At 37.7% G+C, this 12,296-nt stretch carries 14 protein-coding genes; 13 read left to right on the top strand and 1 reads right to left on the bottom strand.

Annotation, left to right across the window (positions count from 1 at the left end):
- The 12 genes from rplQ (at position 1) to QRN68_RS08495 (ending at position 10,568) form a co-directional block, all read left to right on the top strand.
- Positions 1-381, top strand: coding sequence for a 50S ribosomal protein L17 (gene rplQ / locus QRN68_RS08550; protein WP_012296051.1), 381 nt, complete (start codon positions 1-3; stop codon positions 379-381).
- Between the two features lie 577 nt (positions 382-958).
- Positions 959-1,804 carry an energy-coupling factor ABC transporter ATP-binding protein gene (locus tag QRN68_RS08545; RefSeq protein WP_285396394.1) on the top strand — a complete coding sequence of 282 codons (846 nt, stop codon included), beginning with the start codon at positions 959-961 and terminating at the stop codon, positions 1,802-1,804.
- On the top strand, positions 1,780-2,652 hold the full coding sequence (locus QRN68_RS08540) for an energy-coupling factor ABC transporter ATP-binding protein (protein WP_285396392.1): 873 nt from the start codon (positions 1,780-1,782) through the stop codon (positions 2,650-2,652). The genes QRN68_RS08545 and QRN68_RS08540 overlap by 25 nt, the downstream gene beginning before the upstream one ends.
- Positions 2,649-3,446 (top strand): energy-coupling factor transporter transmembrane component T family protein, encoded by a 798-nt coding sequence (locus tag QRN68_RS08535; protein ID WP_285396390.1) that lies wholly within the window; start codon positions 2,649-2,651, stop codon positions 3,444-3,446. Before QRN68_RS08540 ends, QRN68_RS08535 begins: the two co-directional genes overlap by 4 nt.
- A gap of 12 nt (positions 3,447-3,458) precedes the next feature.
- Entirely contained in the window at positions 3,459-4,199 is a 741-nt protein-coding gene (truA, locus tag QRN68_RS08530) for a tRNA pseudouridine(38-40) synthase TruA (protein WP_285396388.1), read from the top strand.
- 452 nt (positions 4,200-4,651) lie between these two features.
- Entirely contained in the window at positions 4,652-5,089 is a 438-nt protein-coding gene (gene rplM / locus QRN68_RS08525; protein ID WP_004233742.1) for a 50S ribosomal protein L13, read from the top strand.
- A gap of 25 nt (positions 5,090-5,114) precedes the next feature.
- Positions 5,115-5,507 carry a 30S ribosomal protein S9 gene (gene rpsI / locus QRN68_RS08520; RefSeq protein ID WP_004233744.1) on the top strand — a complete coding sequence of 131 codons (393 nt, stop codon included), beginning with the start codon at positions 5,115-5,117 and terminating at the stop codon, positions 5,505-5,507.
- 417 nt (positions 5,508-5,924) lie between these two features.
- Entirely contained in the window at positions 5,925-6,542 is a 618-nt protein-coding gene (locus tag QRN68_RS08515; protein ID WP_285396383.1) for a hypothetical protein, read from the top strand.
- A 27-nt stretch (positions 6,543-6,569) separates the two neighbouring features.
- A complete protein-coding gene (locus QRN68_RS08510) occupies positions 6,570-7,337 on the top strand; it encodes a DUF6630 family protein (RefSeq protein WP_285396382.1) in 768 nt (255 codons plus the stop codon).
- Positions 7,338-7,629: 292 nt separating this feature from the next.
- A complete protein-coding gene (locus QRN68_RS08505; protein WP_481817442.1) occupies positions 7,630-8,547 on the top strand; it encodes a DUF4822 domain-containing protein in 918 nt (305 codons plus the stop codon).
- Between the two features lie 179 nt (positions 8,548-8,726).
- A complete protein-coding gene (locus tag QRN68_RS08500; protein ID WP_285396380.1) occupies positions 8,727-9,440 on the top strand; it encodes an N-acetylmuramoyl-L-alanine amidase in 714 nt (237 codons plus the stop codon).
- A 72-nt stretch (positions 9,441-9,512) separates the two neighbouring features.
- Entirely contained in the window at positions 9,513-10,568 is a 1,056-nt protein-coding gene (locus QRN68_RS08495) for a P-loop NTPase (RefSeq protein ID WP_285396379.1), read from the top strand.
- 57 nt (positions 10,569-10,625) lie between these two features.
- Here QRN68_RS08495 and gerD read toward each other — a convergent pair whose 3' ends face one another.
- Positions 10,626-11,234, bottom strand: a complete 609-nt coding sequence (gene gerD, locus QRN68_RS08490; protein WP_285396378.1) for a spore germination lipoprotein GerD — start codon at positions 11,232-11,234, stop codon at positions 10,626-10,628.
- Between the two features lie 153 nt (positions 11,235-11,387).
- Between gerD and QRN68_RS08485 the strand changes: the two genes are divergently transcribed.
- Positions 11,388-12,062, top strand: coding sequence for a KinB-signaling pathway activation protein (locus QRN68_RS08485; RefSeq protein WP_285396377.1), 675 nt, complete (start codon positions 11,388-11,390; stop codon positions 12,060-12,062).
- The last annotated feature ends 234 nt before the right edge of the window (positions 12,063-12,296 follow it).

Raw genomic sequence — 12,296 nt, 5'->3', positions numbered from 1 at the left:
ATGGGTTACAGAAAACTTGGTCGTACAAGTTCTCAACGTAAAGCGATGTTACGTGACTTAGCTACTGATTTAATCATCAACGAGCGTATCGAAACTACTGAGGCTCGCGCTAAAGAAGTACGTAAAGCTGTTGAAAAAATGATTACTTTAGGTAAACGCGGAGATTTACACGCACGCCGTCAAGCTGCTGCATTCATCCGTCGTGAACTAGTAACAACTACTGATGCAGAAGGTAACGAAACAACTTCATTTGCACTTCAAAAGTTATTTGACGATGTTGCACCACGTTATGCAGAGCGTCAAGGTGGTTACACTCGTATTCTTAAAGTAGGTCCTCGTCGTGGAGACGGTGCACCTGTTGTTGTGATTGAATTAGTTTAATCATAAGAGAAAACAAGTGGTGAAGAGGGTGGAATCACCACCCTCTTTCTTTATAAACGATTTATACGACAAATAATTAAGCTGAGCGTTATGATGAGCGGACACTGTTGTGTGGCGTCTCGTTTAGCTCTCCGCACCTCATTCAGAAGAAACAAGGGCTTGAGCACCCGTGTTTCTTGAAAATGTAACGACTAGCGCATTTCTATCGAATGAGGTGCGCGCTTTTTTATTTATTAGGGAAGTATATGATAGCGCCAATTAGTGGTGCTTTTTTTAATATTCAGGAAAGTATAGATTTTGAATTGTAGATAATCTAGAGCATAGTTTTCATTTAGGCTAAAGCGCTACATCCTCGAGGTCGCTCGGGCTCACCAGCACTTGTCGGATGTAATCGAGCGCTTTAACGCATTTGTTCATATACGGCTCTTGACATATATAGAGCTATACGTGAACAAGCAAAAGAAAGGAAAGTCATTTTAGCACTTTTCTTTTATTGACATAATGATTGTAGTAGAATTCATACATAAAAAAGTGTAAGTTAGTTAGTAGAGCTGAGCATGTAGAGAGGAGTTTAGAAATGCCAGAAATTTTATCATTAAATAATGTGACATTTTCATATACACCAGAAGAAAAAGAAAGTCGCAATGCTGTTGAAAATGTAAGTTTTGCGGTACAGGAAGGGGAATGGATTGCCATCGTTGGCCATAACGGCTCTGGTAAATCCACCATTGCAAAACTTATGAATGGCTTGCTATACCCACAACAGGGTGATGTACGTATATTACGTGAACCATTAAATGAAGAAAACTTATGGGAAAGCCGCTCACAGATGGGCATGGTTTTTCAAAATCCAGACAATCAATTTGTTGGAGCGACAGTGCAAGATGATGTTGCGTTTGCTCTTGAAAATAACGGAGTACCCTATGAAGAGATGGTAGAACGTGTACATGCAGCACTCAAACAAGTACAAATGGACAATTTTTTAGATCATGAGCCACATCACTTATCAGGTGGGCAAAAGCAGCGTGTAGCTATCGCAGGTGCACTTGCACTGAAACCAAAGCTCCTTATTCTAGATGAAGCAACGTCTATGCTAGATCCACAGGGACGTGCAGAGGTATTACAAACAGTTCAAGCTTTACGTGCTGAAACAGGGTTAACGGTAATATCCATTACACATGATTTAGAAGAAGCCATGCTTGCAGATCGTGTTCTCTTTATGAATGATGGGAAAAAATTTGCTGAAGGTACACCTGCTGAAATTTTTGCACTTGGGGACAAGCTAGTTGAGTTTGGGCTAGACTTACCATTTGCCATGAAGTTATCAAAGCTATTGCAAAAGGAAGGTGTTCCGCTAATGGGACAACATATGACAGAAGAAGAGTTGGTGAATGATTTATGGACATCAAACTTCAACAAGTAAGCTATGCCTATTCCCAGGGTACGCCTTTTGAAAAACGTGCATTATTCGATGTAGATTTTGAAATTCCTTCACATACGTATCAGGCGATAATTGGGCATACTGGCTCCGGTAAGTCGACCATTCTTCAACATTTTAATGCACTTCTAAAACCAACTTCAGGAGAAGTGCATATTGGAGATCGCATTGTTGTAGCTGGGAAAAAGGCGAAGGATTTAAAGGCAGTACGTCAAAAAGTTGGTATTGTGTTTCAATTCCCGGAGCATCAGTTGTTTGAAGAAACGGTATTAAAGGATATTATGTTTGGTCCGATGAACTTTGGTGTATCGGAGAAAGAGGCCGAAGCGCGAGCAAGAGAACTTGTTGGCTTAGTAGGTTTACCAGAGAACGTACTTGAAAAATCACCTTTTGATTTATCAGGTGGACAAATGCGCAGAGTGGCCATTGCTGGTGTATTAGCGATGGAACCTGAAGTTATTGTTTTAGATGAACCAACTGCAGGGCTTGATCCACGAGGTCAGAAAGAGATTATGGATATGTTTTATAAGCTACATCAGGAACGTGGTTTAACGACGATTCTCGTTACGCATAGTATGGAGGACGCAGCTCGTTATGCAGACAATATCGTCATTATGCATGAAGGGAAAAATGTATTACGTGGTATACCACAAGAAATTTTCAAAGATGTGGAGACATTAAAGAATCTTCGCTTAGAACCACCTCGTATCGTACGCTTTCAACAAAAAATCGAAAAAATGATAAATACACCCTTCTCAAAGATATGCTTAACCGAAGAAGAGCTAGCAACTGAAATTGCTCGAGTGTTAAGAGAGGAGCGTGCAGAATCATGATGGAGAAAATGATATTTGGGCGCTTCCTACCAGGAAATTCTCCCGTTCATAAGCTCGATCCACGATCAAAGCTTATCTTTGTGTTTGCTTTCATTATTATTGTTTTTTTAGCAAACAACGCAGTGACATATGCCCTACTATTGGCATTTACCTTACTCGTTGTGCTAGTGTCACGTATTCGCCTATATTTTTTAATTAATGGTCTAAAGCCAGTACTCTTTTTAATGGCCTTTACTTTCCTGCTTCATATTTTTATGACGAGGGAAGGCGCTGTAGTTTTTGAATGGAAGTTTATCACGATTTATGAAGAAGGTATTCGACAAGGGATATTTATTTCGATACGTTTCCTAGTTCTCGTGTTTATGACATCTATTTTAACGCTTACTACGTCACCGATTTCTATTACGGATGGCATTGAAGTACTGCTAAATCCATTAAAAGCTGTGAAAGTGCCTGTGCATGAGTTAGCCCTGATGATGTCTATATCATTGCGCTTTATTCCAACGTTAATGGATGAAACAGATAAAATTATGAAAGCACAAATGGCACGTGGTTCTGATTTATCTTCTGGACCGATAAAAGATCGTATCAAAGCGGTTGTACCATTACTTGTGCCTCTCTTTGTAAGTGCTTTTAAACGAGCCGAGGATTTAGCAACAGCTATGGAAGTAAGAGGTTACCGCGGAGGCGAAGGGCGTACAAGATATCGCAAGCTAAAGTGGGATATGAGTGATACATTTGCACTCGTGTTATTAGCAGCAATGGCCGTTTTACTATTCTTCTATAGAAGTTAAAAGGAGAGCTTTATGCGACGATTAAAAGCAATTATTAGTTATGATGGAACGAAATTTTCTGGCTATCAAGTACAGCCTGGGGAGCGGACAGTACAGGCAGAGCTTGAACGTGTTCTAGCCATTATGCATAAAGGGGAAAAGGTAAAGGTAACAGCGAGTGGACGTACAGATGCAAGAGTGCATGCAACAGGCCAAACATTGCATTTTGATTCACCACTCGCGATTCCAGTAGATAAATACATGAAGGCATTGAATGTTCAACTGCCAAGAGATATTCGAGTAATGTCGATTGAAGAAGTTGCTGTTGATTTTCATGCGCGCTACAGTGTAACAGGAAAGCGGTACCGATATATATGGTCATGTGAGCCTGTACAAAGTCCATTCCGCAGACATTACACTGTAGAGACAAATGGTGTGAAACCAAATGTTGACGCAATGCAGGAGGCAGCAAAAGCTATTATCGGTACACATGATTTTTCATGCTTTTGTGCAGCCAATACAAGTGTCAAAGATAAAGTGCGTACGGTGACGACACTACAATTTGAATGGCATGGTGAGGAGCTACACATGGTAATTGAAGGGAACGGCTTCTTATATAATATGGTACGCATTATCGCAGGCACACTTTGGGAAGTTGGTGTAGGACGACGTGACATTGACAACGTGGAGCTAGTCGTTAAATCTATGAATCGTGATCAAGCCGGTAAAACTGCACCACCACAAGGTCTATATCTTGAAAAAGTCTTCTATTAAAATGGCTTATCCAAAGTTGGGCTGTCATTTTGTTTAACGTATGTCATGAGGATAAGTTGATTGTAGTGGAGACTGGGCGACTCCTTGGGGATTAGCGTCACAGATGAGACCCTGCAGCGAAGCGAAGCGGCTCATCGGACGCCCCCAGGAAAGCGCCCAGTCGGAACGGAAATCAACCACTCGTTTTGTTGAGAAGCCATTATAATATTATAAAATTTTTGACACGAAATAACATTATATTTTAAAAATGAAGGCTCATAAAAGCCCTAATTTAACCAATCAATAAATCTGAACAACTTCTCCAGGTGTTTATTGAAATTGCTTGACTTTAAAAGTCATTCATTATATGATAACAGATGGTATTTTCATTACCACCACAAATAAGCCCCGAAAACTTATAGTGTAGTTTAATGAAAAATAACGGTAATCGAATCGATTAGGAGGATATATACATGCGTACAACATTCATGGCTAAAGGTCACGAAGTAGACCGTAAATGGCTAGTAGTTGATGCAGAAGGCCAAACTCTTGGACGTTTAGCTTCTGAAGTAGCTGCTATCTTACGTGGTAAACATAAACCAACATTCACACCAAACGTTGACACAGGTGATCACGTAATCATCATCAACGCTGACAAAATCCATTTAACTGGTAACAAATTAGAGGGTAAACTTTACCGTCACCATACTCAATTTGCGGGTGGTTTAAAAACTCGTACTGCTGGTGAAATGCTAGACAAGTACCCAACAAGAATGATCGAATTAGCAGTTAAAGGAATGCTTCCTAAAAACTCTTTAGGTCGCAAAATGTTCACTAAACTTAACGTTTATACTGGAACAGAGCATCCACATGCTGCACAAAAACCAGAAGCATACGAGCTTCGCGGATAATATAAATTAAGAGGAGGATATTACTTTGGCACAAGTTCAATACATCGGCACTGGTCGCCGTAAAAGCTCTGTAGCTCGTGTACGTTTAGTACCAGGTACAGGTAAAATTGTTATCAACAAACGTGAAATCGAAGAATACGTACCATTCGCTGCATTACGTGAAGTAATTAAACAACCATTAGTAGCTACTGAAACTACAGGAAGCTATGATATCCACGTAAACGTTAACGGTGGTGGATACACTGGTCAAGCTGGAGCAGTACGTCATGGTATCGCTCGTGCTCTACTTCAAGTAGACCCAGATTTCCGTGCTGCATTAAAATCTGCTGGATTACTTACTCGTGATTCACGCATGAAAGAACGTAAAAAACCAGGTCTACGCGGCGCTCGTCGTGCACCTCAGTTCTCAAAACGTTAATATCGTTGTTATATCAACGTTTCAAGCCCTTTCCCATTTGTATGGGAAAGGGTTTTTTTACGTTTAAAATTTAAATTAACTATATGAAATTAAAACTTCATAACATCTTCGAAAATCTCTTCATTTAAATCCACCAACCAAAAAAGTTTATCCAGTTTGTTCCATGTAATATAATAGAAAATAGAATTTTAAGTTAATATTACAGCAAAGGAGCAATAAAAATGATTTCCTTTCTTTTGAAAGAATTAGATGAACAATTAGAGAAGAATATTCCCTCCTTTTTTGAATTCTCCCGCAACCGAAAATGATATAAGAAAGAGATTAGATTTCTCGACCATGTTTGGGAAATGACTGAAACGGAAAGTGAAATATGGCATCAGTATTTATATTCAAATGAATGAGAAGAAGGGGATGTAAATGAAGACATTAGGAGATCTTAAACGATTAAAAAAGCATTTAAAGCTATTTGCAATTTTGGACATAATCTTCTGTGATGAAGACTGGCTACGTTTTTACCACTTTGATTCAAATTGGGGTAAAGATCTTTCACTTGCAACCATTGATAATGGTGCAGGTGATCACGTATATATTTTGTTATCGGAAAAAGGTGTGATAATTAAAGGGTTCGATCATGAGTCCTTTCTAAGTCCGCATGCAAGGGATGAATATGCAGTCTATCCGGGAATTTATGAAAACACTCCACATGCTTTATTAATATTATTAGAGAATGATGCAATGGAAAAAGAAGAGGTGACTTTTTGCATGTGGCGTGAGGCGGACGATACTACATGGAAAAAGGGGGATGTTGTAATTCCAGAAGGAGAAGATGATGGAGCAGAATTTTTGTTAGGAACGATTTATCATGATTTAGAGGATTATGTTGAATGGGCTAAAAATTACTATGATATGCCGATTTCAATGGAAATTATTCAAGAAATTTTCTCAGGCATTCCAATATCTGAAGAAATAATTCAATCATTAAATCCTGAAAGAAATGTAGATGCAGCGAGAAAAGAAATTAAGAAAGTTCTTTAAAAAGATTGTAGTCTAGAAGGGAAAGGAATGCTAAGAATTATGAAATTACTTGAAGCTATTTATCCGTTACTTAACGAAGGACAAAAGAAAGAAGTGGAACAACTTTTATCTGACTATCAAAAACTTGAAACTCATGATTTTATTAAGAAGCAAAGGAGATTTATCAACCGTACCGAAACAGAAGAGTTTTATATTGACAACCAAAATGAAAATATGGAAATAGATACACTCATCTTCTATTTGTTTATGATTAGGTATATTGAAACAACGGATTGGAGCGGTGAAGAATATCCTGGTCAAATAAAAAGATTTTTGCATTCACGACTAAAACAATATGGATATTCCAGTATAAAATTAAACGATACAGCTGTAAAAAGGAAATTGCAACATAATCAAGTTAAAAGAGGGGAATATATTCCGTTATTATTGAATTGTTATGACAAACAAGTTAGGCAGCTTGGTTTGAAAATAGCGATTTTTGACAATGGTTGTGATGAATATAATATTGCTCTAGTACCGATGGATTTGTTTATGAACATGGAGAATGAAGTGACCGATTGCGAGGTTACAGATACTATCATTTGGAGTTTGCATATCTTGCAAATTAGCGAAAAAAGATCCGATGCTATGCATTTGCTGCGAAAAAAATTAGGCATACCTTTATTAGAGATTAAAAACTTTATATCAACACTTCCAATATGTGTAGGGATAGGTTTAAAACGTGAATTAATAGAACTAAAATTAGAGTATGAAAAAGCTAACTGTATTATGTTACTGGAAGAATGCAGTGAATAATATGATTTTGCTGAAACTATATCTAACTAAAAAAACGTTAATATCGTTGTTATATCAACGTATTTAAGCCCTTTCTCGAACTTTCGAGAGAGGGGTTTTTTCTATACTTGGCTCTTTAAACTTACAAGTCCAAGTACTTTCAGATATCCTGAAGCACAGTTGTTGTCTTGAATATTAATAACAATTGTGATGTGTATTTTATATAGAATTGGCTGATACTATTTTTAGGTTTTTAATTTCTGAAATTGGAGGTCAATATATGAAAAAGCTATTAATAATATCATTTGCAGCAATGGCGCTTCTTGCAGCATGTCAGAACAAAACTGACGTCAAAAAAACTGAAGAAGTAAAAACAGAGAATGCTGCAAATCCAAGGAAGGTTGAAATAACAAAAGGTCAAGCAAATGCCAAAATTCTTAGTGACACAAACTGGCAGGGCACAAAAGTTTATGATAAAAATAAAAAAGATTTAACAGCGGAAAATTCAAATCTAATTGGTCTTGCTAAATATGATGCTGATTCAGGACGTTATGAATTTTTCGATCCAAATACAGGTGGAAGTCGCGACGATAAAGGTACTTTCTTTATTACGAATGATGGAAAACATAGAATATTGATTTCAGAAACGAAAAATTACCAAGCAATTGTTGAAATTACTGAGTTAACAAATAATATGTTTACGTATAAACAAATGGGGAAAGATGCAAATGGTAAAGATGTAGAGGTATTCGTTGAGCATGCCCCTTATAAGGACAAAAAGCTTACATTTACTGCACCAGATAAAACTTTAAATACTTCTACAGGCACTATAGTAAAAGATATTGATGGAGATAAGATTTTAGCTGATACCCTTTGGCAAGGCACTGTAGTATTAGATGTAAACAAAAATGATGTAACACAATTTAATACAAATTTTATTAGCCTGGCGAAATATGATGCTAATACGAATAAGTATGAATTTTTCAATCCTGACACGGGTAAAAGCCTTGGTGACTATGGTTACTTTAATGTTATTGATGGAAATAAATTAAGAGCTCATGTTTCAATTGGCGACAATAAATATGGGGCAGTACTGGAAATTACTGAGCTAAATAATAAGAAGTTCACGTATAAAAGGACTGGTAAAGACAAAGACGGTAAGGATATAACAGTATTTGTTGAGCATGAACCTTATACAGGTAAGCTTAAGCCAGAATTTACACTAAAATAATAAATCAACGGTATTAATCCTTGTATTATAAATGGAATAATGCCGTTGTCTCATTACTAAAAAAGTATCTTCTGCAACAAATCAAACTCTCAATTTTAATACTTGAGAGTTTTTTTCACTTTCTGGCATAGTTCAATCACTAACTTCGTACACTGAATGTAAAAGGGTGGTGGATATGGGTGAAGCGCTGGCTTGCACTAGGAGTAATTATGCTGATGAGTATAGTGGTCGTGGCATATGAAACAAATGCTTCGGATCGCAACTTCTTCTTACCGGACCCACTTGGTGGCCTGAAGATTGTTATTGATGCGGGGCACGGAGGTCAGGATGGAGGGGCTTCAAAGGGCGAAGTAATTGAAAAGGATATTACACTTGCGATTGCGCAGCATGTGGAGAAGCAGTTAAAGAAAAAAGGCGCAACAGTCGTAATGACTCGTACAACAGATGGAGACGTTATCGATGAGCACGCGTCATCGGAAAAATTTGGAACAATGAGAGAGCGAAAAAAGCAGGACATCTTTTTAAGAAAAGACATAGTAGGAAAAGAAAAACCGGATGTTTTTATTACAATTCATGCAAATGCCATTCCTGAAACAAAATGGCGTGGCGCACAGGTGTTTTATCATAAAGAAGGACATGCTGAAAGTGAATTATTAGCAAAGAGCATTCAAGAATCTATTCGCACTAACTTGAAAAATACTGATCGAGAAGCGTTGTCTATAAAGCAAATATATTTACTGAAAAAAGCTGAGGTACCTGCTGCTCTAGTAGAAACAGGATTTATAAGTAATGATGAGGAACGTGCATTATTAACTGACAAGAAATACCAAGAAAAAATGGGAGATGCAATTGTTGAAGGTATAGAAGCGTATTTATTAGCTAAAATTGAATAGAGCAACAACACACCGTAAATCAAAACATTTATGATATACTAACATTGAGATAATATAAGGGGAGTGTTCGTCGTGATAAATGAACAACAAGTACGAGAAATACTAGGACAACTACAAGATCCATTTTTACATAAATCATTCGCAGAAACAGACGGTATTACAAACGTAACAGTAAAAGAAGAGAAGAATCATGTCAGTGTAAAAATTGCGATTGCTAAAACAAATACACCTGAACAATTACAGTTACAAATGAAAATTGTTGAAGTTTTGAAAGAAGCGGGTGCGGGTACAGTTGGAATTCGTTTCGAAGAGCTATCAGCAGAAAAACTACAGAGCTTCCGTGGCGTTGCAACTGAGGCTGAAGCACAAGATATTTTATCTCCGCTTAGTACAGTACAAGTTATTTCAATTGCTTCTGGTAAAGGTGGCGTAGGGAAATCTACAGTATCCGTTAACTTAGCTGTTGCATTAGCTCGTCTAGGTAAGAAGGTTGGCTTGATTGATGCTGATATTTATGGGTTCAGTGTGCCTGATATGATGGGTGTTACAGATATGCCAAAAGTGATAGACAATCGAATTTTCCCTGTTGATCGCCTTGGAGTGAAAATGATTTCAATGGGCTTCTTTGTTGAAAATAACGCCCCGATTGTTTGGCGTGGACCAATGTTAGGTAAAGTGTTAGATCAGTTCTTCCGTGACGTAGAATGGGGCGAGTTAGATTATCTATTATTGGATTTACCGCCTGGTACAGGTGACGTTGCATTAGATATTCACCAGATGCTCCCTTCGTCAAAAGAAATTGTCGTAACAACACCACATCCGACGGCAGCGTTTGTTGCAGCTCGTGCAGGTGCAATGGCTTTACAAACAGACCATGAAATATTAGGTGTTGTTGAAAATATGGCATGGTATGAATCGAAATCAGGTGACCGTGAATTCGTTTTCGGTCAAGGTGGAGGTCCAAAATTAGCAGAAGAACTACGTACAGAGCTACTTGGACAAATTCCTCTTGGTCAACCTGACTGGTCAGACGAAGATTTTGCCCCTTCTGTTTATGCTGAAAAACATACAACAGGACAAATTTATTTAGACATCGCGACGAAAATCATCAATAAATTAAGTAATTAATTAATGAAAACGGATTTCCTCAAACAATGGAGGAAATCCGTTTTTCGATATAAGGGGTTACTGAGAGCCCTTTTGTTCCTTGGTTGTACCTTCACCGCCCCCACCAGCTTCTTTTTTTCCACCGCCTTCAGTTTTACCTGTTTCGCCAGCGCTCTTCCGAATAAGCTCCTGCCATTTTGACTGCATAAGAGGACTTTCAATCGTTTCTTTCACAATTTCCTCCATTTGTTTTCTCATGTTGGAGGATTTTAGAATAGTCTCTAACTGCTTTTGCATATCTGGCTGCCCAAAGAATGCCTCCATATCCTTTTGGAAAGTGGGGTCTTTCATTAATTCCTTCATAATATCCTGCTGCTGCTTTTGCATACTTTTAGCTACCGTTTCTTTAAACTTTGGATCTTCAAATGTTTTCTTCCAAAAGTCTTCTGCTTTCTTGGAAAGCAAAGTATCCTCGGTAGCTTTCTTCACTTCTTCATGTTCTAAAACCAATAATTCACGGAAACTAGGGTCCTCTAAAAGCTGTCGCAATGCCTTTTTACCTTCCTCGGTTTGTAAAGAGTCAATCATTATTTTTTTTATTTCATCATAGGACATGGTAGAGGTTTTTTCTTGTGAACAGGCAGAAAGAAAAAGTATTAGAATTAGAAATAAGGTGAATTTTCGCATTAATAATCAGTCCTTTCTATAGATAGACTCTTTCAATTATTGTTCACATTTATGATGACTTTATGTATTGGTTAAGATGAGAAATAGCTTTTTTAACGATGCATTGTTAAAATGAGTACAGATATACATTGAGAAATTGGGGGACATTTAGTTGTGACGATACGAAATTGGGCAAAGTTTTTCTTCTTTGCAATGCTCGTTGGTGGCGCGGTCAACGGAATTTGCAGTTTATTTATTCGATGGGACTTCTTCCAACCATATGTAGCAAATGGTCAATGGGGTGAATTCTTGGCAGGACTTTTATGGATGGTCTTCTTAGGATTCACAATGAGTGTTATTGCACAGGCAGGCTTTTTTGCTTATTTAACGCTCCATCAAGTAGGAGTTAATATTTTTAGAACACTTACATTATGGAATTGGGTTCAACTGGTGCTAATTGCTATTACTATTTTTGATATTATATTCTTCCGTTTTGTACCTGGTATAAAGGATGGACAAAGCTGGGTATTTTATATTGGCTTGTTAATTGTATTAATATTCGGAGCTGTAGCAACAGCCATGCAAAAAGTAAAATTAACAGGGAAAAAACATGTTTTCATTTCAGCTTTATTTTTTATGATTGTCGTTACAACATTGGAATGGACAATTGCGTTAATGGGTCGCGATGAAAATATTAACGAGTATGTTGCATTATTACTATTTCCACTACTCGCTGTAAATGCTTATCAATTATTAATATTACCAAAATATAATGCAAAATCCGATGAGGATCGTCAAAAATTAGAAGCACGCCGCAAAGCGCGGCTTGAACAAGCTAATAATGCATAATAAATTTAAGAAGAAGTTGCCTCTACAAATCGTTGGAGGCAACTTCTTTATTATGGTCTATCACCAAAAGTTGTGGATGACATTTGTTAAAACGTATGTAATGTATATAGGTTGATCTGCGTTCCGGCTAGTTGACTCCTTGGGGATTAGCGTTACAGATGAGACCCTCGAGAGGGCAGCGCGAGTGAAGCGGCTCATCGGACGTCCCTAGGAAGCTTTGCTCTGTGCGAAAGC

Source organism: Lysinibacillus sp. fls2-241-R2A-57, assembly GCF_030209535.1.
Taxonomy (GTDB): Bacteria; Bacillota; Bacilli; order Bacillales_A; family Planococcaceae; genus Lysinibacillus.
This window is presented reverse-complemented; position numbering and strand designations above follow the sequence as displayed.

Excerpts from the sequence above, each read along its gene's own strand:
- rplM (WP_004233742.1), top strand. The coding sequence starts at position 4,652 with ATGCGTACAACATTCATGGCTAAAGGTCACGAAGTAGACCGTAAATGG.
- QRN68_RS08535 (WP_285396390.1), top strand. The coding sequence starts at position 2,649 with ATGATGGAGAAAATGATATTTGGGCGCTTCCTACCAGGAAATTCTCCC.
- QRN68_RS08545 (WP_285396394.1), top strand. The coding sequence starts at position 959 with ATGCCAGAAATTTTATCATTAAATAATGTGACATTTTCATATACACCA.
- QRN68_RS08540 (WP_285396392.1), top strand. The coding sequence starts at position 1,780 with ATGGACATCAAACTTCAACAAGTAAGCTATGCCTATTCCCAGGGTACG.
- QRN68_RS08510 (WP_285396382.1), top strand. The coding sequence starts at position 6,570 with ATGCTAAGAATTATGAAATTACTTGAAGCTATTTATCCGTTACTTAAC.
- QRN68_RS08515 (WP_285396383.1), top strand. The coding sequence starts at position 5,925 with ATGAAGACATTAGGAGATCTTAAACGATTAAAAAAGCATTTAAAGCTA.
- gerD (WP_285396378.1), bottom strand. The coding sequence starts at position 11,234 with ATGCGAAAATTCACCTTATTTCTAATTCTAATACTTTTTCTTTCTGCC.
- rplQ (WP_012296051.1), top strand. The coding sequence starts at position 1 with ATGGGTTACAGAAAACTTGGTCGTACAAGTTCTCAACGTAAAGCGATG.
- truA (WP_285396388.1), top strand. The coding sequence starts at position 3,459 with ATGCGACGATTAAAAGCAATTATTAGTTATGATGGAACGAAATTTTCT.
- QRN68_RS08505 (WP_481817442.1), top strand. The coding sequence starts at position 7,630 with ATGGCGCTTCTTGCAGCATGTCAGAACAAAACTGACGTCAAAAAAACT.